Source organism: Paraburkholderia lebeckiae (genome assembly GCF_050436225.1).
Lineage (GTDB): Bacteria > Pseudomonadota > Gammaproteobacteria > Burkholderiales > Burkholderiaceae > Paraburkholderia > Paraburkholderia tuberum.
Genome location: NZ_JBNDLU010000001.1, coordinates 1,181,496 through 1,203,577, shown reverse-complemented (window position 1 = coordinate 1,203,577; position 22,082 = coordinate 1,181,496). Strand labels below are relative to the sequence as shown.

General features: G+C 58.9%; 15 protein-coding genes and 10 pseudogenes. 17 read left to right on the top strand and 8 right to left on the bottom strand.

The features are described from left to right. Positions 1 to 53 precede the first annotated feature (53 nt). Together OKW45_RS05710 and OKW45_RS05705 are read right to left on the bottom strand one after the other, a co-directional pair. A complete protein-coding gene (locus OKW45_RS05710; RefSeq protein ID WP_187639731.1) occupies positions 54 to 1,073 on the bottom strand; it encodes an IS110 family RNA-guided transposase in 1,020 nt (339 codons plus the stop codon). A 124-nt stretch (positions 1,074 to 1,197) separates the two neighbouring features. Beyond that, positions 1,198 to 1,337 (bottom strand): annotated as a pseudogene (locus OKW45_RS05705) (IS6 family transposase); the annotation flags it as partial. 299 nt (positions 1,338 to 1,636) lie between these two features. Here OKW45_RS05705 and OKW45_RS05700 point away from each other — a divergent pair. From OKW45_RS05700 to OKW45_RS05685, 4 genes and pseudogenes are all read left to right on the top strand, one after another. Next, positions 1,637 to 1,993: a DUF4148 domain-containing protein gene (locus OKW45_RS05700; protein ID WP_084754120.1), complete on the top strand. Its 357-nt coding sequence runs from the start codon at positions 1,637 to 1,639 to the stop codon at positions 1,991 to 1,993. Between the two features lie 72 nt (positions 1,994 to 2,065). Beyond that, positions 2,066 to 2,449 (top strand): hypothetical protein, encoded by a 384-nt coding sequence (locus OKW45_RS05695; RefSeq protein WP_429466491.1) that lies wholly within the window; start codon positions 2,066 to 2,068, stop codon positions 2,447 to 2,449. A gap of 71 nt (positions 2,450 to 2,520) precedes the next feature. Next, positions 2,521 to 2,674 (top strand): annotated as a pseudogene (locus OKW45_RS05690) (IS110 family transposase); the annotation flags it as partial. Then, a pseudogene (locus OKW45_RS05685) lies at positions 2,673 to 3,057 on the top strand (IS6 family transposase); the annotation flags it as partial. The pseudogenes OKW45_RS05690 and OKW45_RS05685, both read left to right, overlap by 2 nt. 258 nt (positions 3,058 to 3,315) lie before the next feature. Here the strand turns inward: OKW45_RS05685 and OKW45_RS05680 are convergent. After that, positions 3,316 to 3,834: pseudogene (locus tag OKW45_RS05680) on the bottom strand (IS6 family transposase); the annotation flags it as partial. Between the two features lie 39 nt (positions 3,835 to 3,873). Here OKW45_RS05680 and OKW45_RS05675 point away from each other — a divergent pair. Beyond that, positions 3,874 to 4,071: pseudogene (locus tag OKW45_RS05675) on the top strand (IS6 family transposase); the annotation flags it as partial. An 81-nt stretch (positions 4,072 to 4,152) separates the two neighbouring features. Here OKW45_RS05675 and OKW45_RS05670 read toward each other — a convergent pair. Then, positions 4,153 to 4,347 (bottom strand): hypothetical protein, encoded by a 195-nt coding sequence (locus tag OKW45_RS05670; protein WP_429466489.1) that lies wholly within the window; start codon positions 4,345 to 4,347, stop codon positions 4,153 to 4,155. 441 nt (positions 4,348 to 4,788) lie between these two features. Between OKW45_RS05670 and OKW45_RS05665 the strand changes: the two genes are divergently transcribed. From OKW45_RS05665 to OKW45_RS05620, 10 genes and pseudogenes are all read left to right on the top strand, one after another. Beyond that, complete coding sequence (locus OKW45_RS05665) at positions 4,789 to 5,781, top strand: IS5 family transposase (protein WP_018422560.1); 993 nt, start codon at positions 4,789 to 4,791, stop codon at positions 5,779 to 5,781. Between the two features lie 599 nt (positions 5,782 to 6,380). Next, positions 6,381 to 7,451 (top strand): SDR family NAD(P)-dependent oxidoreductase, encoded by a 1,071-nt coding sequence (locus OKW45_RS05660; protein ID WP_429466488.1) that lies wholly within the window; start codon positions 6,381 to 6,383, stop codon positions 7,449 to 7,451. Positions 7,452 to 8,419: 968 nt separating this feature from the next. Then, complete coding sequence (locus OKW45_RS05655; RefSeq protein WP_018418938.1) at positions 8,420 to 9,373, top strand: IS5 family transposase; 954 nt, start codon at positions 8,420 to 8,422, stop codon at positions 9,371 to 9,373. Between the two features lie 204 nt (positions 9,374 to 9,577). Then, a complete protein-coding gene (locus OKW45_RS05650; RefSeq protein ID WP_429466486.1) occupies positions 9,578 to 10,018 on the top strand; it encodes a heme-binding beta-barrel domain-containing protein in 441 nt (146 codons plus the stop codon). Next, positions 9,934 to 10,317: pseudogene (locus OKW45_RS05645) on the top strand (glutathione binding-like protein); the annotation flags it as partial. The gene OKW45_RS05650 and the pseudogene OKW45_RS05645, both read left to right, overlap by 85 nt. 37 nt (positions 10,318 to 10,354) lie before the next feature. Beyond that, a complete protein-coding gene (locus OKW45_RS05640) occupies positions 10,355 to 11,608 on the top strand; it encodes a cytochrome c (protein WP_429466484.1) in 1,254 nt (417 codons plus the stop codon). Further along, positions 11,605 to 12,075, top strand: a complete 471-nt coding sequence (locus tag OKW45_RS05635; protein ID WP_429466482.1) for a (2Fe-2S)-binding protein — start codon at positions 11,605 to 11,607, stop codon at positions 12,073 to 12,075. The genes OKW45_RS05640 and OKW45_RS05635 overlap by 4 nt, the downstream gene beginning before the upstream one ends. Further along, a complete protein-coding gene (locus OKW45_RS05630; RefSeq protein WP_429466480.1) occupies positions 12,076 to 14,322 on the top strand; it encodes a xanthine dehydrogenase family protein molybdopterin-binding subunit in 2,247 nt (748 codons plus the stop codon). It begins immediately after the preceding gene. 360 nt (positions 14,323 to 14,682) lie between these two features. Continuing rightward, complete coding sequence (locus OKW45_RS05625) at positions 14,683 to 15,573, top strand: extracellular solute-binding protein (RefSeq protein ID WP_018420950.1); 891 nt, start codon at positions 14,683 to 14,685, stop codon at positions 15,571 to 15,573. Positions 15,574 to 15,578: 5 nt separating this feature from the next. Beyond that, positions 15,579 to 17,408 carry an ABC transporter ATP-binding protein/permease gene (locus OKW45_RS05620; RefSeq protein WP_429466478.1) on the top strand — a complete coding sequence of 610 codons (1,830 nt, stop codon included), beginning with the start codon at positions 15,579 to 15,581 and terminating at the stop codon, positions 17,406 to 17,408. A 104-nt stretch (positions 17,409 to 17,512) separates the two neighbouring features. On the opposite strand, the pseudogene OKW45_RS05615 reads toward OKW45_RS05620, so the two are convergent. The 3 genes and pseudogenes from OKW45_RS05615 to OKW45_RS05605 form a co-directional block, all read right to left on the bottom strand. Then, positions 17,513 to 18,090, bottom strand: a pseudogene (locus OKW45_RS05615) (IS6 family transposase); the annotation flags it as partial. A gap of 274 nt (positions 18,091 to 18,364) precedes the next feature. Beyond that, positions 18,365 to 19,384, bottom strand: a complete 1,020-nt coding sequence (locus tag OKW45_RS05610) for an IS110 family RNA-guided transposase (protein ID WP_187639731.1) — start codon at positions 19,382 to 19,384, stop codon at positions 18,365 to 18,367. A 124-nt stretch (positions 19,385 to 19,508) separates the two neighbouring features. Continuing rightward, positions 19,509 to 19,649: pseudogene (locus OKW45_RS05605) on the bottom strand (IS6 family transposase); the annotation flags it as partial. Positions 19,650 to 19,727: 78 nt separating this feature from the next. Here OKW45_RS05605 and OKW45_RS05600 point away from each other — a divergent pair. Continuing rightward, positions 19,728 to 19,991: pseudogene (locus OKW45_RS05600) on the top strand (DUF4148 domain-containing protein); the annotation flags it as partial. Between the two features lie 430 nt (positions 19,992 to 20,421). On the opposite strand, the gene OKW45_RS39625 reads toward OKW45_RS05600, so the two are convergent. Further along, complete coding sequence (locus OKW45_RS39625; RefSeq protein WP_503129147.1) at positions 20,422 to 20,952, bottom strand: reverse transcriptase domain-containing protein; 531 nt, start codon at positions 20,950 to 20,952, stop codon at positions 20,422 to 20,424. Positions 20,953 to 21,112: 160 nt separating this feature from the next. On the opposite strand from OKW45_RS39625, the pseudogene OKW45_RS05590 reads away from it, so the two are divergent. Continuing rightward, positions 21,113 to 21,869 (top strand): annotated as a pseudogene (locus tag OKW45_RS05590) (site-specific integrase); the annotation flags it as partial. Positions 21,870 to 22,082 lie beyond the last annotated feature (213 nt).

Genomic DNA, 22,082 nt, shown 5'->3' with positions numbered 1-22,082 from the left:
CTTTCGACGTTCACCCTGTGTCAAACGTTGATCTTCTACATCGCGTGAGCCATTCAGGCCGGATTCACGCTGACATAGTCCTTCCGGTATGGCCGGTTATGGGCCAGTACGGCCCAGATCGTTCGCGCCATCTTGTTGGCCAGTGCGACGACCACGACATTCTTTGGCCGCCGCTTCTTCATCTGCTCGACCCACTCACCCGGCTCCTTTGCGTGCTCAAGGACGCTACGCGCACCGTGGATCAGCAGTGTGCGCAGATACGTGTCACCCCTCTTGCTGATCCCGTGCAGATTCACCTTGCCGCCCGAACCCGTCTGCCTCGGTACGATCCCAACCCACGCGGCAAACTCCCGCCCCGAACTGAACGCTTTCGGATCGCCCATCATCGCGACTGCCGCCGTTGCCGTCAGCAGTCCGACGCCGGGAATCTCGCCGATTGCCTTTACCGATTTGTCTTCCTTCTTCCACTCGCGCATGCGGCGCTCAATCTGCGCTACCTGTTCGTCCAGCTTCGCCAGTCCGTTCCACTGCTCGCGAAACGTGTCAATGATCACAGCAGGCAGACGCTCAGCGAGCCGTTCGAGCACCACTGGTATCTCCTTGTCCAGCTTGCTTCGCCCCTTGCTCATCACCTCGCCGTATTCCGTCAGCAGTCCTCGCAGGCTATTGGTCTGCATCGTTCGGAACTTGAGCAGTTGCTGCCTCATCCGGTGCAGCCCAAGCATCGCCTGCTGCATCTCAGTTTTTACCGCTACCGGCTTGCCTGGCTGCTGTACTGCCAGCCAGATCGCCCGGGCGTCCGCCGCATCGCTCTTGTTGCGGACATTGAACGCTTTCACAAACTCCCCCGGCATCAGCTTCACCTCGTGGCCCATCTTCGTCAGTTGCCGGGCCCAGTGGTGCGCACCACCACACGCTTCTATCCCGATCAGGCACGGCGCACGGTTCGCGAAATGTTCAAGGAACTTTGCCCGCTTGATCGGCTTGTTCACGATCTCGCCGGTTTCCTGATCGATGTAATGCACCTGGAACACGTTTTTCGCGATGTCCACGCCGACTGCTGTACGATTCACGACTGGATCCTCCGGTTGCCTTGGGAAACTTCCTATTTTCCACGTGCGTACATCGATGCCGTTGGCCGGTGAGGATCCACCTTGATTTGCTCACTCGGTCACGGGGTGGGACGCGTTCATTTCATTCCTCGAGATTTCGCAAGCTCAGCGAGTAGCCATATACCACCGCACACACAGCAGGATCACGTCCGGCGGATAGTGCAGGCGTTTGAGTACATTCGCTACGCCGGCAGGCAGGGGTTTTCTCGCAGTCGCATTCTTCATATCACGCTTCACTTCAGGAAAATGTCCGCCTGAATTTTACTCCCGCATCCTTAGCGCGACACAACCACCGCTTCAGCACTTTGGCTACCGCCGGACTCAGCGCTGTCATTACCGTTCACATCATTCTGTTAGGTCCCGCAGCAGACCCAGCCTCCGCTATTGCAACAGAACCCGAAAAACCGGGACAAGGATAAAAGCAGTTTCATTTTCCCGACGCCGTTCTGGTAGGTCGCCTCGGCTAGTCTAATGCCATCCCGCTACATTGTTCGCGGGACGACTCGAACCTTCTCGTGGATGGAATGAAAATGAGGCTTACAACGAAAACCTTTGTCACCGCCCTTCTTCTGATCGGCAGCGCGTCGGCGATGGCCTCGCCGGGACTGACACAACAGCAATGCGAAGACTACCCATTCGAACAGTTGAAAGGCGAAGTGACACACCAGCAATTGATGCGGGAGTTGAACGAGCTGGAAGCGGCCGGTTACAATCCCGACGACGCCAACACCTACCCTGACGATCTGGAACAGGCGCAACAGAAGGTGCAAGCCGAGTATCGCGCGGACTGTGTCCCCACTGCAGCGCACCTCTCCCCCAGCGCCCCGCAAACGTCGGCCGGTGTAGCGCCCGCGCAAGCGGCGCATCAGCCGGCCGGTTGATGCGGGTCAGCGTCAATGTACCAAGGGTAAGCATTTCGATTTAACAAAGCAGCGCGCACAACGTCATGCGTCTTGAGCGCTTCGCTGCGCGGGCTCACGCTCGGGCAATTCAACAATGTGATGGAGTGGGCTATGAAGACCGTGTCCGGCAGTATTGGGGTGTCGATGTCGGCGCTCGTGGCGGCGCTGATGCTCGGTGCGGCGGGCGTTGCCTATGCTCAGCAGCCAGGCGACACCGGGGGCAGCATGAGCGGTGCGGGCGCCGCACCGGGAACGAGTGTGGGCACCGGGGCCGGCCCCAGCCTAATTCCGGGCGCGGGAACCTCGCTCGCCGCCACAAGAGGCATCGGCTCCGGGCCGGCGCTTAACAACATGCGGGCAAACGGCACGAGCCTGTATATGAACCCCGACCCACGCGCGCCAAATATGACCGGCAGGGCCGCGCCGGCTCGATAGGCTCGGCTTGGCTTGGGGATGCAGTTCGATGGTGGGTTATAGAACTCGCGGAACGAATAACTGAAGATAGCCTGTCCGGCAAGCGCGGCAAGAACGACGCGGCGGATGCTGCTGCGATCTGCGAAGCAGTGACGCATCCGAGTATGCGTTTCGTGCCGCTGGAGGACGGACATCATCAGGCAACGCTTTTCCATGCATCAGACGCGAAAATGTTTCGTGGAAGACGGTTGACTTCCTGCTGCGAGCCAGGCGGGACAAGGAAGCGGCCCAACGGTAGTTCGAGAAGGCCATCGATCAGAATGGCGCGCCCGAAACCGTAACCATCGATAAAAGCAGTGCCAATCTGGCTGGGCTGCACGCCGTGAACGCCGAGCGTGAGACGCCCATCAAGATCCGCCCAGGCCAAGTATCTCAACAATATCGTGGAACAAGACCATCGGGCGATCAAGCGACGTACCCGACCCATGTTGGGATTCAAGGATTTCCGTTGTGCCCGCATCTTGCTGAGCGGCATTGAACTCATGCATATGATCGCCAAGGGGCAGACGAAAAACGCAGGCAAACTCAAGCCATCGGCCGCCCGGCAATTCTACTCGCTGGCGATGTAACGATTCTTATCATATCGCGATCGTTCGCCAAAATCGCCTTGCGCGACAGAACCGTTCCGGGAGCATGCCCCATCTGTTTAATCGGTCGCGTTAGCAACCCGCCATCAACACGGGCATGTTCACTTCAAACTCTCTATCGACAGGTATCGTTCCTCCCTTGATTGCGTTGTCGCGATACCTTTTCGGGCTCAGACTAACTTCAATTGTGCGCCTTCGGGTATCACGCTGTCCTTCAAGTAGCGCCACAGCGCGATCGCGGTTTTCAGCGCGGTTGTTCACGCGCGCGCAGGCCTTGACGAAAACGTGCTTCACATTCGCCAGCTCAGGGATCTCTGTTTTCGCGGCCGGGTAGCTGCGCAACTGGTCGGTGACGATTTTCTTCGGCGCGACAGAACAGGCCGCCAACACCCGTTTGAAGCAGCGTTTGGCCGCGGCCTTGTCGCGGCGCTTCTGAAGCAGGATGTCGAGTTCAATGCCGTGCTCATCGACTGCGCGCCACAGCAGCCAGGGCTCGCCGCGTAGTGTCACGAACATCGCGTCGAGGTGCCATGTGCTGCCCGGCTTGAGCCGGGCAGTCTTGACCTGACGCGCAAAACCGGCACCGAACTTGTCCGTCCAACGCCGGATCGATTCATGGCTGACAACCACGCCGCGCTCGAACAGTAACTCCTCGATGTCGCGCAGGCTAAGTTGAAAACGGAAATACCACCGAACTGCCTGACTGATGACCGATGCCGGGAATCGATGGCCGTGGTAGAGCGATTTCGTCTTTTTCATCACTTCAACTTAGCTGACCAGTCCGCGAACGTGACTACGCCCGAGCGCCGGATGCGAGGGCTTCGCTTGCCCGAACGCACGCAGTCATTCCTGTCGTGCTTCGGTCCGATCCGCCAGCACTTCGCGCTCAAGCGTCATCTGCTGAGCGCCTCGCTCTATCACAAACAGCTCGCCGCGCGATTTGAAGCCTGGCGTCTCTTCACCGGCATTGCCCAAGCTCCGTCCACCGTGTTCTGAGACACGACTGTCCTTGCCGATATCTCGTCATGGAGTCAGCAACGTGACAGCGCCCTTTCGAGTACTCATTGTTCAAAGCGTTTAACCGATGCCACCTGTCGCCTGCGGCCATACGAAGCGCCCCCTTTCGCGGGGCTTCACGAGCAGACACAGTCCGTCGATGTAGATGATGTAAGGAACGAAGTCTCTTACTTTCTTCCAAACGGACTGCGTGAGCATGCTCGGCACCACCATGCAGAGTACTTGCGGCAGGAGGAGCGCCCGGATTGTTTTCATATACCTCCCGCCGAGCCCTCCGCGGCTTCGTTCTGTCGTCGGATGCTGGTGCTGCATAGCGTGTCGTATGTGATGTCTCTCGCTCCTGCAGCCGGCCCGTCCCGAAAACCGGTGCCACGCGGCTGAATCGCAGTCCGTCTTGATTAACTATCCTTCACTTTCCGGATGCATAAAGGCGCTGATCGACTAGATATCGTGTTGGCACGCACTCTCGTCGTCGCGCGGTGGTCTCGCGTGGTAAATGTCGGTGGCGGCTTGGGATTTCTTCAAATCTCTCAAAACAGGAGCCCACATGAACAGCCGATTCAAGATGGCCTCGGTCATCGCCTTGATGATAGTTAGCGTATCCGCTAGGGAAACACTGATTTATCAGGCTTGGCCGTCATCGCTGAGGTGTCCGAGTGCGTTGTAGAAGGAAGCTCACGGAACGGACCCATAGTGATGAAGCGGCAGATCAGCTTTGCAGAAGCGGAAAGTGCGGGCAAGAAGCGGGTGACCAGGCGTCAGCGCTTCCTGACAGAGATGGAGAGGGTCGTCCCATGGCCGCGGTTGCTGTCGGCGATCGAGCCGTACTACCCGAAGGGTGAGCGTGGCCGTCCGCCGATTGGTCTGGAGCGGATGCTTCGAATCTACTTTCTGCAGCAGTGGTACGGCCTGTCGGACGAAGGTCTGGAAGACGCGATGTACGACAGCATCGCGATGCGAGCCTTCGCCGGCATCGATCTGGCGGTCGAGGACGTTCCGGACGCGACCACGCTGTTGAAGTTCCGGCGCCTGCTGGTCGAATATGACCTGACGCGGAAGCTGTTCGACGAGATCGGCATTTCGCTGTGCGAACGCGGATTGATGATGAAGGAAGGCACGCTGGTCGACGCGACGATCATCGAAGCGCCGTCGTCGACCAAGAACGCCGGGAAGAGTCGCGATCCGGAAATGCATCAAACGAAGAAAGGTAACGAGTGGCACTTCGGCATGAAGGCGCACATCGGCGTCGATGCCGATTCGGGACTGGTTCACAGCGTGGTCGGCACGTCCGCCAACGTGTCGGATGTCTCGCAAGCCTATGCGCTGCTGCACGGGCATGAAGAGGAAGCGTTCGGCGACGCGGGCTACATCGGCGTAGACAAACGCGACGAAATGAAGGGCAAGTCGGTGAAGTGGCGCGTGGCGGCCAAGCGCGGAAAGATCAAGGCGATGCAGGACGGTCCGCTGAAGGACCTGGTGGTTGCGGTCGAGCGAACCAAGGCGCAGATTCGCGCACGGGTCGAGCATCCGTTTCATATCGTCAAGAACCTGTTCCGTCATCGCAAGGTGCGCTACAAGGGACTGGCCAAGAACACGGCGCAACTGTTCAGTCTGTTCGCCCTGGCGAACCTGGTGATCGCGCGAAACCGGTTGCGGTCGGTTCATGGGAGCAGTCCGTCATGCGTGTGAAAAATGCGAGAAATGAGGCGCATCCTCAGGTCAAAACTCACCAGAATTGCCAACGCTTCATTTCGGCATCCGGAAATTCCGAACCAGCGCCGCCGACAACCTCGCGGGATGGCCTATTAATCAGCGATTCCCTAGCGCAGAGGAGAAATTGTCGGCAAAGGAATGTCACCCGTATCCCTTTGTAGCGACCGAAGGCGGGATTGCACATGGCGACCTCATTCGGGAATTGTCGGAGCTTGAATCGGTGGGGTATGAACCGGCCCGGAATGATCTGCAATATCCCGGGGAGCTCACGCGGGCGGGGAGGCGTCTGCATGCAAAGTTCATTGCCGATTGCGGGCCGACATCGCAATTGTCCGCGAAGGGTAGCGAGGATGCCCGGGCAAGCTCCTGACCGGTTGGCGCCGCCTACGCCCGCGTGAACTGCTCGGCGAGGCGCTTTCTGGCTAGGCAACATCGAAGTATCGTCTATCGAATGCGAGTCGGGCGACGCCCCCGGGGCCTGTGCAATTCGCATCAGGGCTCCGCATATCCCAGCGTGGTCGCCTGCCGTCAAGCTCGGCGGGCTCATTAACCCCAGAACTGAAAGGAGCATCGAATTGGTAACCCAAGAAAGAAAATGTGACGTCGACCAGGCTGAGCCGGACCGCTCGCGACGAAAGTTGATCGTTGGCGGTGGTGCCGCCGCCGCAGGCATATTGCTGTCAGGCGTCGCGCATGCCCAGAAAACGCCCGGCGGCGCTCCTACTATGGACGGGCTGCCCGTGCCAGTTCCGCCGGCGGCCAAGACCGCGGGGCCAATCATCGCTGGCCGCGATTCCAGGCTGCAGGGGCGTGTTGCGGTCGTTACCGGGGCGGCCCGCGGAATCGGTCGCGCCATTGCGGTCGAGTTCGCAGCAAATGGAGCGGACGTGATTGCGCTCGATATTTCAGGACCGGTCAGCACCGCCTCTGATGCAGCGGCCGCCACGCCGCAAGAGCTTGCTGAGACAGTCAGCATGATCGAGGCGTATGGGCGCCGCGCCGAAGGTATTCGCGCGGACATCCGAGACATAGGCGCCTTGCGCGCCGCTGCGAACCGCATCGAACAGCGTTACGGAAAGATCGACATCGTCGTTGCCAACGCAGCCATTCAGTACTGGAAGCCACTTCTGGACCTTCAGGACACAGAGTGGACGGACGTCATCGACAATAATCTGAACGGTACCGCAAATACTATCCGAGCATTTGCACCAATGATGGTGACCCGCAACTATGGACGCATCATCGTGATTTCTTCGATGCAGGGACGGCACGGTACGAAGGACGCAGCAAGTTATGCGGCGTCCAAGTGGGGCATCTTTGGTCTGATGAAGTCGGCAGCACTCGAACTCGGTCGCTACAACATCACAGTCAACGCCGTAGTACCAGGGCTTGTCGCCACCGCTTTGACGCTGTATGAAAAGCGACTGACGGAAAGCGTCGGTGAAACCGGCTACCACAAACCGAACGGCCTCCTGACGCCGCAAGAAGCGTGGGACCGCCGCGCGGCAACGATGCCGCTTGGCGTCGGATGGGTGCAACCGGAAGACGTCTCGCCTGCGGCGGTATTTCTCGCTTCGGATGCGGCTGCAATGATCACCGGCTCGGAAATCGAAGTGACGGGCGGCGATAGCGCGAAAAGCCTATAGAACGGTTTTAATTCGGTTGAGGGGCGCCCGCCAGTCACAGCTTACGGTGCCAGTCGCTGCACTGCGAAGCAGGCCACACAATCATCAACCACGACGATGGCGAGATCAGATTTTGCGACGCAATCGAAATGGACAGCGCGTCAGGCTGCATTACGACCAATGATCACATTCAAGGAATTAGCGTCGGGAACGGTAGGACTCAGACAAGTGCCGATCGCCCATCTAAAAGCCCGAGCGCTTGATGTAACCCGGAGGAAAATCCGGGTTACATCTGAGAGATCCTTGATGTCAGTGTTGCCGCCACGCTCGCGATTCGGTCGAGGCGGCCGACGCGTTTGACGTTTTTTCCACCGTTGGCGCGCGGCACGGATATCGGCGACCCGTCCGCAGCCCTCTCTACCTGGGCGGGTCGATCGGCGACCGGTTGAGGTCTCAGACGACAGAGCGAGCGGCGAAGGGAAAAGATCAAAGGTCCGGTCTCCCGTACGTCCAACGCGCAATGATCATCGCACTCCAACCACTCGTATTCCTTGACCCGCGGTTCGCAGGAAGACAGTCTGCACAGGGAGACGAAATATAGAATTGCGAGACATAAAACAATTCCAACTCCGTTCCCATGTAAAATAATTGCCATAAGAAAACTCCCCTCGAATAATGTAACGCAGATGATGAATAAATACTTTGTCTCTCTTGCAATCGCCCTCTCGACTATGTCCACAGCGTATGCATAAGGAACCGTCATTAAAGGAATGGATTTCGGTCCCTTAGCCAAGCTGGTCGGCACCTGGAGAACCATTGCGACCGGCGGCGTGGATGTGGCGCCCGGTCACGTAGGTTCCAAAGTAGGCACAGGCAATCCCGCGATGGAACCTTATTACGAGCAGTTAAGGAAGGTCTGCAAAAGTCCTGGCATTGCGTTGCTGCTGAGCTATCCTGGAAACAGAGCGAATTAGGCGAGGAGCAGTGTGATGGCGCAACTTGGTCTTGGTCTGGATCTGTCAACGAAGCGCACGCGCAAACGGGAATTTCTCGATGAGATGCGGCGTGTTGTGCCCTGGTTGAAGCTGATTGCGCTGATCGAGCCGCACTATCCCACGGGCAAAACCGGTCGGCCGCCGTTCCCGATTGCGACGATGTTGCAGATTCATTTCATGCAGCAATGGTTCGGTCTGTCAGACCCTGCCATGGAAGAGGCACTCTATGACGTTCCGCTGTATCGCGAGTTCGCGGGTCTCGACGGCGGGATGGTTCGCTTGCCGGATGAAAGCACGATTCTCCGGTTCCGCCATCTGCTGGAAACGCACGGACTGGCAGTGCAAATGCTGGCGCTGGTCAATGAAATCCTGACGGAGAAAGGCCTGATGCTCAAGACTGGATCGGCAGTCGACGCCACTCTGATTGCCGCACCCAGTTCGACAAAAAATGGCTCCGGCACACGTGATCCGGAAATGCAATCAACGCAGAAAGGTGGCAACTGGTACTTCGGGATGAAGATGCATATCGGCGTGGACGCCGAGTCGGGCCTGGTCCATACGGTCATTGGAACGGCGGCCAACGTTCACGACATCAACGTAGCCCAGGCATTGCTACATGGTAAAGAAACGGACGTGTACGCGGACGCCGGATATCAGGGTATCGAAAAGCGCTGTGAGGCAGGCGCGGTTCGTTGGCATGTTGCAATGCGACCGGCAAAGCGCAGGAAACTGGATATGAGTGATTCGTTGGACGCGATATACGATCAAATCGAACGCCTGAAGGCGAGTATTCGAGCCAAGGTCGAACACCCGTTTCGCATCCTTAAGCGGCAGTTCGGTTACATGAAGACCCGCTATCGTGGTTTGATGAAGAACACCGCCCAGATCACCACGCTGTTTGCTTTGGGCAATCTATGGATGGCGCGTAGAGCTTTGCGCAAAGCTTGAAACACCGGGTCGATAAGGGTCGTATGTCTGGTTGAAGAGCTCCGGCGCGCGAAAAAAACGGCGATCAACTCACCAAAAAATATCTGAACGCAGAGGCTGCGCTGGATGTGAAAAATAACGCGTGAAAAGCGGGTTGTGCAGACCTTCCTTAACCTTTGAACCAGCAGCGGACGCGACGAACGCCAGTGATCAATACCGGTGGCAATGGCCTACACGCTTCAGGTCTTCCGTAAAAGGGACAACAAACAGTTCCATGACCAACGCGGCTATCTGATTTACGACAAGAAGAAACAGATTGTCTATGACTCGTTTTGTATTCCCAGGGCTGTCTGTGTCGTGGCGGAAGGAAAAGCCGGGAATAAGATGACCTTAACGTCACAATCCAAAGGCATAGCTGAATCTCAGTACATGGCGAAAAACGACGCGACAAGCGTTTTCTCGATCACGTTCGATCTGACGGGCGATACATTGAGATACGTGCAAAAAACGCAACTACATGTCTACGGCAAGTCGTTCACGCACGTTGAGTCAAGCGCCCTCAGCAAGGCAAGCTCGCAGCGTTCGTTGCGATGGGCATTGGCCCATACTCGGGCCAGGCGGTGCATTTCAAACACTTTGCGCCCGAGCCTAAGGACTACGCGGTGAATCGTTACGACTATGAGGCGTGGCGTCACTGGCACATCGTTGACGCTCAGTTGACGAAGCATCGCTACATGCTCGGCGACGAATACACCGTGGTGGACATGGCCGTATGGGGATGGGCATGGGCTGTGCCCTTCATACTCGGCGCCGAAGCGTGGGAGAAGCTGCCGAACGTCAAGCGTTTGCTCGACGAAATCAACCTCCGACCAGCGGCGCAGCGCGCCGAATCGCTGAAGGCACGTCACGCCTTCAAGGCTGAGATGGACGAGGAGGCACGCAAGGCGATGTTCGGCGAGCGATGAAGTTTCGCTTTGCGCGTCTCGATAAAAGGATATGCAGGTGAGAAAAGGAATCCTCGCAATACTGGCGCTATTGAGCGCCATAGGTGCAGCAAAGGCCGCCCAAGTTGAGCCGGATCAGACTCTTCTCGTCCGTGGGCGCTATCTCGCTCAGGCAGCCGACTGTGCCGCATGCCATACAGTCAAGGGCGGCATGCCGTTCTCGGGCGGTCTGAGAATGAATATGCCTATCGGCGGCATCTATTCGACCAACATAACGCCTGATTCAAAGACTGGTATCGGGCAGTATACCGAAGCTGAGTTTGCTCGCGCTCTTCGCGAAGGCGTTGCAAAGGATGGGCGCAACCTCTACCCGGCGATGCCCTATACGTCGTACAGCAAGATCACCGATGCGGACGTCGACGCGCTTTATGCGTACTTCATGCGTGGCGTGAAGCCGGCACATCAGGTCAACCTTACTCCTGACATTCGCTGGCCGCTGTCGATGCGGTGGCCCATGAGGGTCTGGAACGCTCTGTTTCTGGATGCTCATCGCTTTGAGCCGCGTCCGGACAAAAGTGTCGAATGGAATCGAGGGGCCTATCTGGTGCAGGGGCTGGGCCACTGCGGCGCGTGCCACACTGCACGAGGTGCGGCGTTCGAGGAGCAGGCACTTGACGGAAGCAGCCATGCGTTCCTGTCCGGCGCTTCGCTTGACGGCTGGTTCGCGTCAAATCTGACGGCAGACCGGACGACTGGCATCGGGGAATGGACTGCCGAGGATATCGAGACTTTCCTGAAGACCGGTGCAAACGCGCACGCGACCGCGTTCGGCCCCATGACTGCCGTCGTCAACCATAGCACTCAGTGGCTGAGTGATAGCGATCTCGAGTCGATCGCTATCTATCTGAAATCGCTGCCGGGCGCGGCCACCGCCAGGCGCGACGCAACTCAAACCGATGCGGATTCCGCCGCCAAGGCACATGGCGCGCAAATCTATCGGAATTTTTGCGTCGCGTGCCACCTTGCGAATGGCAGTGGTACGGCGCCGTATCTGGCCCGGCTCGCGGGCAATCCGAACGTGCAGGAAAAGGATCCGCTGTCACTCATTAACGTGACCCTCAATGGTGCTGAGCCACTGGTAATCGACGGCCAACCTGCTCCCTATCCCATGCCAGCTCAACGAGGTGCGCTCAGCGATACCGACGTCGCCGATGTGCTCACCTTCATGCGCGACAGCTGGGGTAATCACGCACCAGCGGTGAGCCCGAGCGATGTCGAAAAGGTGCGCAGGCAAACTGGAAACGACAAATGACCGCCACGACAATCGAAATAACTTTGCACGTGAACGGACGCACCGTCCAGGTGAAGGCTACGCCCGAGACACCGCTGCTCTATGTTCTTCGCGACCAGCTGTCCTTGAAAGGTCCCCGGTTCGGCTGCGGACTTGGTCAGTGCGGCGCCTGCGGCGTTCTGGTTGACGGCACCGCCCGACGCTCATGCGTTATGCCAGTCTCGTCTGCGGTGAACCGGAAGATTACGACCCTTGAAGGGATGGGAAATCCAGCATCGCCAGATCCCCTGCAGACCGCGTTCATCGAGGAGCAAGCGGTTCAGTGCGGATACTGCATAAACGGAATGCTGATTGCAGCGCGCTCACTGTTGAATACCAATCCGAAGCCCACCGAAGAGCAGGTCAAGCAGGCGCTTGCCTCCAATCTCTGCCGCTGCGGAACGCACATGCGGATCGTCCGGGCCATCCTTAAAGCTAGTGGTGCATGAATGCGTATCTCCGACCCAACCTCCATCTCCCGACGGCACTTCTTCCTTCAAGGCGCCGCTCTTGTGGTTGGCTTCTCGCTATCCCGGCTTTCCTTCGCTGAGATTGCGGGCGAGGACGCCGTTCCGGCTGCACTCACGAAGTCAGTCGATCCTGCTCGCGTCGACGCATTTCTCGTCCTCGGCGCTGACGGGACGCTCACGCTATATACCGGAAAGGTGAATCTGGGTACAGGCAACACCACCGCACTGGCGCAGATGGTGGTCGAAGAACTGGAGTTTCCGCTCGAGCGGGTCCGAGTCGTTCAGGGCGACACTGCAATGACTGTCGATCAGGGGCCGACGAATGGTTCGATGTCTGTTCAAGGCGCCGGGATTCAGCTGCGACAGGCAGCGGCGACGGCGGGCGCTGCGATCCGTCGAGCGGCGGCACGAGCGTTCCGGATTCCAGAGGTAGAGGTTCGGATGGAGAACGGCCTCGCCTTCCGGGGAACCGATCACTTGGAGGGGATCGCATACCATCAGCTACTCGCCACGCAACCCGAAACACTCGGTCTCGATCCGAAGGCGCCACTCAAATCACCCAGGAACTACAGGGTAGTTGGTCAGCCGGTCAAACGCGATGACGTTCGATCGAAGGTGTTCGCAGAGTTCACCTACATGCATGATGTACGTATCAACGGGATGGTTCATGCCCGCATCCTGCATCCGGACGCGTACGGCGCCCGACTGTCGGCGGTCGATGATCAACACGCCCAAAAGGTGCCAGGCTTTCTCCGTACGGTGCGCATTGGAAATCTGCTGGCTGCGATCGCGACGGATGAGTGGTCGGCAATCTGCAGCGCGCGCGCAATACGTGCAACGTGGTCTTCGTGGTCCGGCCTGCCTGAAGAAACGAAGCTCTTCGACGCGGTCAGAGCGCTTCCCATCCACGAGCAGGGGAAGTTGCTCGAACGTGGGGAGCCTGATGCTGAAATCACGAAAGCTGGTAAGGTGGTCCACGCGACCTATTGCTGGCCGATGCAAACGCACGGATCAATCGGACCGTCTTGTGCAATTGGAGATTATCGGGACGGAAAATTGACAGTCTGGTCGTCGACGCAGGCGCCACATATGACTCGAGATCAGATCGCCGCGATGATGAAGATGGGCACGAGCGACATACGGTTGATATACGTCGAAGGTGCTGGTTGTTATGGCCGCAATGGTCATGAAGATGCGACGGCCGAAGCAGCCATACTGTCCAAAGCTGTCGGGCAACCAGTCCGTGTACAGTGGATGCGGCAAGACGAGCACGGCTGGGATCCGAAGGGCGCCCCGGTGGTATGTGATGTTGCAGGCGTGGTTGATAGTCACGGTCGTATTCAGGCGTGGAAGTACACGACGTGGGTTCCCTATCGTGTGTCGGGCAACGCAGACGTGCCGTTGCTCGCCGCCGAGCTTGTGCGCTCCTCAACCATGGTCGATGAGCCGAACAACGCCGGCGGCATGGAGTTCAACGTGATCGCGCCATACGACGTACCCAACATGAGCGTGGTGGTCAATCGAACTTCGACGACGTTCTTGCGGCCCGCGTGGTTGCGAGGTCCAGGTAGACTGCAGCACACATACGCCAACGAATCGTTCATGGATGAACTGGCAGTTGCCGCCAACGAAGATCCGCTCGAGTTTCGGCTCCGTCACTTCGACGATTCGCGCGCGCAGGCCGTTCTGCGCGCGGTCGAATCACGTTCAGGTTGGCAGCGTCGCCCTCTCTTTCCGACACGGTCCACCTCGGATATCGCACGTGGGCGAGGTATGGCGTGCGTGCGTTACGAGCCCAATCATGCATACGTCGCGTCTGTCATCGAGATCGAGCTGAACCAAAGGACAGGCGTGTTGAAGATCGGGAAAGTGACGATCGCTCACGACTGCGGTTTGATCGTCAATCCTGACGGTGTGCGCAACCAGGTTGAAGGAGAGGTCGTGCAGACGATCAGCAGGACGCTGTTCGAGCACGTTAGCTTCTCACGTTCGGCGGTGACAAGCGTTGATTGGCTTACCTATCGCTTGCTGAAATTTCCGGAATTGCCCTCCGAGATCGACGTGGTGTTGCTGGATCGTCCGGATCAGCCACCTGTGGGGGCCGGTGAGCCGACATGTGCAGTGATCCCTTCGGCAATAGCTAGCGCCATTTACGACGCCATCGGGGTTCGCCCCAGGTCTGTTCCCTTCACCCCGAGTTCGCTGCTCGAGTTGTTGCAGTCATAGGGCCCAAGATCGTCGCCGTCGAAGAGAACCGTTGGGAATGCGAGGATTTGTCGCCGCAAGGCACAAGGTTGGACACCTCACTGCAGACATGGGCGAGAACACGCCACCTGAGGCAGCGCGCGTGGTAAAGCCCACCTGAAGCATCGCCTTGAACTATTTGCGGCACGCAAATGACTTCCCGAACGCCCGCGGGGTCGCCGTCGATGGACCGCGCGGTCGGCTGTACGCGATCGATCGCGCCGCCAGCGGCACCGGCTATGTGCGGAGCTTCCCGCTCAATTGAAATTCAACCATGTCGTCGCCCAACAGGCGGCGACGTCGTCGTAATATAGCGCCATTAACAACGCATCCGGTCATCGCATGATTCGCAAACTGCTCGCTTCTACCGTCACTCCTATTGTGCTCATCGCCGGGATCGTTACGGCCTCGCCCGTTTTCGCGCAAGGCGACACGGTCAACGTGTTGTATGCCGGCTCGCTCGTCAATGTAATGGAGCGCAGCATCGGCCCTGCTTTCGAGAAAGCCACAGGGCTGCACTTCCGCGGCTATGCGGCGGGTTCCAACAAGATCGCCAACGAAATCAAGGGCAAGCTGCGCCGCGGCGACGTGTTCATCAGCGCGAGTCCCAAGGTGAATGACAGTTTGACCGGCGCGGCAAACGGCGATCACGTCACGTGGTATGTGAACTTCGCCGAATCGCCATTGATGATCGGCTACAACCCGCAAAGCAGATTCGCGCCGCAGTTCAAGAGCAGGCGCTGGGACCAGGTGCTACAGCAACCGGGCATCCGCATTGGCCGGACCGATCCAAAGCTCGATCCGAAGGGCGCGTTCACGGTCGCAATGGTGACCAGGGCCGCTGAGCTCTATCATCAGCCGGACCTCGTCGAGAAGACACTCGGCGCGACGGAAAATTCCGAACAGGTTTTGCCCGAGGAAACGCTGGTTGGCCGCCTACAATCCGGACAGCTCGATGCCGGCTTTTTCTATTCCACAGAGACGTCCGACCTGAAGATTCCGGCGATCCGTCCGGCGCCCGAATTGCAGGCGAAGGCCAGTTACACGCTGACCATTCTCAGTGACGCGCCGAACCGTGACGGCGCAAGCAGCTTTGTCGACTTCCTGCTGAATGCGCAAGGTCGCGCGCTTCTCAAGCAACATCGCGTGGACGTCATCAAACCGACGGTGAGCGGCAACCTGCAAGCCGTGCCGCCGTCGGTGCAAGCCGTGATCGACGCCGCCGCGCAGTAAGGGCGGTGAATCCTGTCGCTGCTCGCCCGCTGCTGTGGCTGGCTGCGCTGCTGGCCGCCTACCTGTGCGCGCCGTTTGTCGCGAGTGTGCCGCAGCTTGGGGCAGCGGATTGGGCAAATGTCGACTGGCGCGCGACATGGTCGGCGGTTGGGATCTCGACGGCGAGCGCCAGCGTGACGTCGCTCGTGGTTCTGCTAGGTGGCGTGCCGCTCGGCTATTTCCTTGCGCGCTCGAAATCGCGCAAAGTCGCGCTGCTCGGGTTTGTCGTGCAATTGCCGCTGGCGCTGCCGCCGCTTACCAGCGGCGTGCTGCTGCTCTTTCTGCTCGGCCCGTATGGATGGGCCGGCCGCATGACCCATGGTGTACTGACGGATTCGTTCGCTGGCATCGTGCTCGCGGAAGTCTTTGTCGCCGCGCCGTTTCTGATCATTGCCGCAAGGTCCGCGTTCTCCGCGGTCGACCCCGTGCTCGACGATGTCGCCGCGACGCTCGGCCATCATGCCGGAAGTCGCTTTTTGCGCGTCATGCTGCCTGTTGCATGGCCGGCTATTCGCGCAGGACTCGCGCTCGCGTGGCTGCGCGCCTTCGGCGAATTCGGCGCAACCGTAATGGTCGCCTATCATCCCTACTCGTTGCCGGTTTATACGTACGTCGTCTTCGGCGGCCAGGGGCTGCCGGCGATGATGCCGCTATTGCTGCCGACGCTCTCCATCGCGATCGTCTGCGCGGCACTGTCGATTTGCAGCGTTCGGCAAAAGACCGCGCTCGAGAAGATCGAAAACGACGACGACGTGCTGGAACCAAAGCCGGACCTGACGGCTAGGCACGGCGCGACCGCGGCTGTGCGCCTCTCTTTCCATCTGCAACGGCGCCTGGGCGCGTTCGAGCTCAACATCGCATGGACGCCGGCCACGCGGCGCCTTGCCATCATCGGGCCGTCCGGTTCAGGCAAATCGCTGGCGCTGCGGCTGATTGCGGGTCTGGAATCCAACGAGGCTTGCTCAGTTATGCTCGGCACGGCGGACATCGGCGCCTTGCCGCCCGAAGCGCGTCAGATCGGCTACATGCCTCAAGACTACGGGCTTTTCCCGCATATGACGGTGGCTCAGCAGCTTGCGTTTCCGGTTCATGCAGATGCCGCTGCCGCGCGCTATTGGCTCGGCCATCTCGGGATCGTTACGCTCGCCAGCCGTTTGCCGAACCAGCTGTCGTTCGGCCAGCGGCAGCGCGTGGCGCTCGCCCGCGCGCTCACGCGTCATAGTAGGTTGCTGTTGTTCGATGAGCCATTCTCCGCGCTCGATACGCCACGACGTCGACGGCTTCAGCAATCGCTAAGGGCGCTGCAACGGGAGATCGAAGCGGTCACCATAATCGTCACTCATGATCCGGACGAGGCCGCGCTGCTTGCGGACGAGATACTCGTCCTCGATCGGGGTCGGGTATTGCAGGCCGGCACCACCGCAGAGGTGTTAGCGCGTCCGGTGACGATGCGTGTGGCTGAACTCCTCGGTCTCTCGAACGTCGGTTGTGGCACGGTGCGCGCGCCGCAGCGCATCGAGCTTGCGCCTGGATGGGTCGTGGAAGCGAACTGCGCGGACCTGCCAATTGCTTCACCGGTGATGTGGCGGCTTGCCTCGCATGCTTTCGTGCTGGCGTCGGATGGCCCATATGCGGCGACCATCAATGCAATTGAGCTGCGCCGCGGCGAGCGATTCGCGTACCTTGACGTTTGCGGCGTGAAAATCGATGTCGCGCTCGGCGATATCTCACTCGGCGAGGGACAAGAATGCCGGTTCTTCCTCGCCGCCGCTGGTGTGTCGGCGTGGCCCGGCTAGCCTCTACGCCAAGCCGAGTTCTGATTTTGACTTTGCGAGCGACAAAAAGATTGTGTCGCGATAAGATTGGCAAGGCAAGAAAGTTCCGCAATGACAAGGAGTCCTTACGCCACCAACGAATAGAACTGATCGGCGGCGGTTCGGGGGACGCCGCTGTCCTTCATCTGGCCTTTCCTGATCATATGCATCGTCTCAATGCCTGACAGGATGATGCGGGCGCACCGGAAATCCTTGAAGCCATCATGGGCCTGGTTCGTCGTTTGATCGCCCGATGATCCTGCTCGACGATGTTGTTCAGATATTTGACCTGCCGGACCTTGATGGGCGTTTCCCGCTCGGCGTTGATGGCCTGGAGGGCGGCCAGATTCGCCCCGCTTTTATCCATGGTCACGGTCTCGGGCGTCCCGTTCCGATCGATGGCTTTCTCGAAGTAACGGCGCGCGGCAGCTTTGTCGCGATTCGCCCGCAACAGGAAATCCACCGTATTACCGGCCTTGTCCACCGGGCGATACAAGTACTTCCACTGGCCGCCCACCTTGACGTAGGTCTCATCCATCTTCCAGCTCTTGCCGACCGGACGTTTGTGCTTGCGAAAGGCCTTCTCGAACAACGGTACGAGTTTGATCACCCAGCGATGCACGCTCGAATAGTCGATCTCGAAACCCCGTTCGGCCATCATTTCTATATGAACGCGTCCCTTTGCGCTAGTTCTCGCTTGTGTGACAGACAGGATGGGCTGCTGCTCTATATCCGGGCTTGTTGCAGCCCAATAGGCTACGGCCCCCTATGAAATCCGCTGGCCCGCGCCTCACTCCTCAAACGAGCTCGAAGCTCTGGAAATGATTCAGGCTTGGCGGGCCCCGGTCCTACCTGGCTTGTCATCACACTCGTTTGCTGCGCAACCTTTCGACGTTCACCCTGTGTCAAACGTTGATCTTCTACATCGCGTGAGCCATTCAGGCCGGATTCACGCTGACATAGTCCTTCCGGTATGGCCGGTTATGGGCCAGTACGGCCCAGATCGTTCGCGCCATCTTGTTGGCCAGTGCGACGACCACGACATTCTTTGGCCGCCGCTTCTTCATCTGCTCGACCCACTCACCCGGCTCCTTTGCGTGCTCAAGGACGCTACGCGCACCGTGGATCAGCAGTGTGCGCAGATACGTGTCACCCCTCTTGCTGATCCCGTGCAGATTCACCTTGCCGCCCGAACCCGTCTGCCTCGGTACGATCCCAACCCACGCGGCAAACTCCCGCCCCGAACTGAACGCTTTCGGATCGCCCATCATCGCGACTGCCGCCGTTGCCGTCAGCAGTCCGACGCCGGGAATCTCGCCGATTGCCTTTACCGATTTGTCTTCCTTCTTCCACTCGCGCATGCGGCGCTCAATCTGCGCTACCTGTTCGTCCAGCTTCGCCAGTCCGTTCCACTGCTCGCGAAACGTGTCAATGATCACAGCAGGCAGACGCTCAGCGAGCCGTTCGAGCACCACTGGTATCTCCTTGTCCAGCTTGCTTCGCCCCTTGCTCATCACCTCGCCGTATTCCGTCAGCAGTCCTCGCAGGCTATTGGTCTGCATCGTTCGGAACTTGAGCAGTTGCTGCCTCATCCGGTGCAGCCCAAGCATCGCCTGCTGCATCTCAGTTTTTACCGCTACCGGCTTGCCTGGCTGCTGTACTGCCAGCCAGATCGCCCGGGCGTCCGCCGCATCGCTCTTGTTGCGGACATTGAACGCTTTCACAAACTCCCCCGGCATCAGCTTCACCTCGTGGCCCATCTTCGTCAGTTGCCGGGCCCAGTGGTGCGCACCACCACACGCTTCTATCCCGATCAGGCACGGCGCACGGTTCGCGAAATGTTCAAGGAACTTTGCCCGCTTGATCGGCTTGTTCACGATCTCGCCGGTTTCCTGATCGATGTAATGCACCTGGAACACGTTTTTCGCGATGTCCACGCCGACTGCTGTACGATTCACGACTGGATCCTCCGGTTGCCTTGGGAAACTTCCTATTTTCCACGTGCGTACATCGATGCCGTTGGCCGGTGAGGATCCACCTTGATTTGCTCACTCGGTCACGGGGTGGGACGCGTTCATTTCATTCCTCGAGATTTCGCAAGCTCAGCGAGTAGGCCACATACCACCGCACACACAGCAGGATCACGTCCAGCGGATAGTGCAGGCGTTTGAGTACATTCGCTACGCCGGCAGGCAGGGCTTTCCTCGCAGTCGCATTCTTCATATCACGCTTCACTTCAGGAAAATGTCCGCCTGAATTTTACTCCCGCGTCCTTAGCGCGACACAACCACCAACGGCCCGGTAACCCGTGCCGAGGTAAGCGCGGACCTCGTGCGACTAGAAAGTGCCGGGTACAGCGTCGGCGGTAACGATTGGAATTACCGCGCCGACATTCAGACCGCCGAAAGCAAGGTCGCAGCGAGCCAAGCGGCTAGCCTCGTCGCCAGTGCGGTGGGCGGCACGTCGGAATCCGGTTCAAGCGCGTCGTCGGCGACGCTGAAACATGCCGTCAAGCCGGTCTGCACCGGTACCGTCGACTCCTGCGATACTCACTTTGGCAATTGACTTCGTATTCTGACGGAGGTGCACGCACGGTTTGCGTATTCCCATCGGGGCGAGGCCGTGCTTCATCGTTTTGGGTCGGCGCAAAGTATCGCGAACATCTGGCCAGTATGACTTTATACGGACGGCTGGCGGGAGTACGCGTCAGATCTGTAAAATTTCGGACTAGCTAATCTGCAGAAGCTTCGTGGTCCGAATAAGCGTTAGCGTGCGAACAAGAGCCGAAGTTTTTGGCGCCGCGGGGCTACCTTGTGTCATGCGGAGGCAATAGGACGTTCGATTCAAGGGGAAAGGAAGCGCTAGCGTTTTTTGGATTTTTCGTGTGGATACCCAAAGCGTGCCGAGGCCCCAACCATTGCTGTCGTAATGTGAAGCTCAGGCATCGAGATGTCCCATCCATACCTGTGGATGTGTGAGTAGCACGCGTGGCCGCTTACGCTTTGTCGCTATCAGGGATCAATTCAATTGTAACGCGCAGGGTCGGCATCTCCCATCGCATAGCGGTTGGCCCTCGCGTCGGAAAACGCATGATGTCGCCCACCGTGTATACGGCAATAGTCTTCCATCCGCGCGAAATCGAGCAGTCCCCTGACTTGAAACGCCAACCAGCCGGGGACAATTCCTCAACCAGCTCGAGCAACAACTCCCAATCGCCGCCGTAGACGAAACACAGCACGCGCTCTGGGAGTGCAGGTGCTTCATCAGCAGACCCATCGGTCTCGTACTGGAAGCCCACCACCGTATCGTCAGCGTAACGCGACACAATGACTGTGCCGCGTGCCCTCTGGCGCCGCCAACGTTCTATCCACAAATCGAATACGTAGTGCAGGTAGATATTGGTGAGCAATGGTGAAATCACCGAACCCTGGGGTGTACCAGCCTGTACGGAAGTCAATCTGCCGTCGTCCAGCACACCTGCATCGAGCCATTTACCGGTCAGGCGAATAACTCGCAGGTCTGCCACCCGATGCTTCACGAAAACGGATCAACCATTGCCGGTTAACGGAGTCGAAAAAGCTCCAGATGTCGGAATACAGAATCCACGACCTGATTCTAGGGTTGGACAAGTCTGCCATCGGCACGCTGGTGGCGCGCAAAACGCGCTTCACGATGTTGCTGCACTTGTGCCCGCCCTGCATCCAATTGATTCGGTCGAACTGCCCGCCGGTCTCGATGGCCGCCACGGCACGAACCGCGCAACCGGCCACATGCAGGTCGCCGCGGCGACCGATCTCGACGCAGTCCGCGCGTGGCTTGCCCGTTTCGTCGAGACGAAGACGACGTTCGACAACTACCGCAAGGAAGCCGAACGGTTGCTGCTGTGGTCTATCCCGCAGATGGCGAAACCGCTCTTCCTCGCTCACGCACGAGGACCTGCTTGTCTATCAGCACTTTCTCGCCGATCCGCAACCCGTGGCACGGTGGACCGCTGACGGCGGACGCAAGCATCCACGCAGCGATCCGCGCTGGCGACCGTTCTATGGCGCCCTGTCGGAATCGAGCCAGCGACAGGCCATGGTGATCCTCAACGTCATGTTTGCGTGGCTCGTGCAGGCGGGCTATCTGGCCGGCAATCCCCTGTCGCTATCGCGCCAGCGCGCACGCCGGGCCAGGCCGCGCATCGTCCGGTATCTGTCGCCCGAACTGTGGCTCGAAGTCAAAACCTACATTCAGGGCATGTCCACGCAGACCGATCGCGAGCGTGAACATGACGCACGTGTGCGCTGGCTTTTCACCCTGCTCTATCTGGGTGGCTTGCGTATCACGGAGGTCGGCACGAATACGATGGGCCGGTTTTTCCGTCGGGGCGACGAAAACGGCAAGGATCGCTGGTGGCTCGAAGTGATAGGCAAAGGTAACAAGGAGCGGCTGGTGCCCGCAGTTGCTTCGGATGGTCTCAGTGATCGCTGACCGAAGTCTCCCTGACCATACCCCGACCTTTCCCTATGGCGTTAAGACCGCCGAAGTGTATGCTGACCGGGTATCGGTTTCTGTACGTCTCTGACGTGATGCGGCCTTGTAACCTGTGTTTTCAAGCACGCCCTTCCCTTTTAGCCGCAGCCGAGTAGCGGTGTTCCCTTCTTGAGCGGCAGC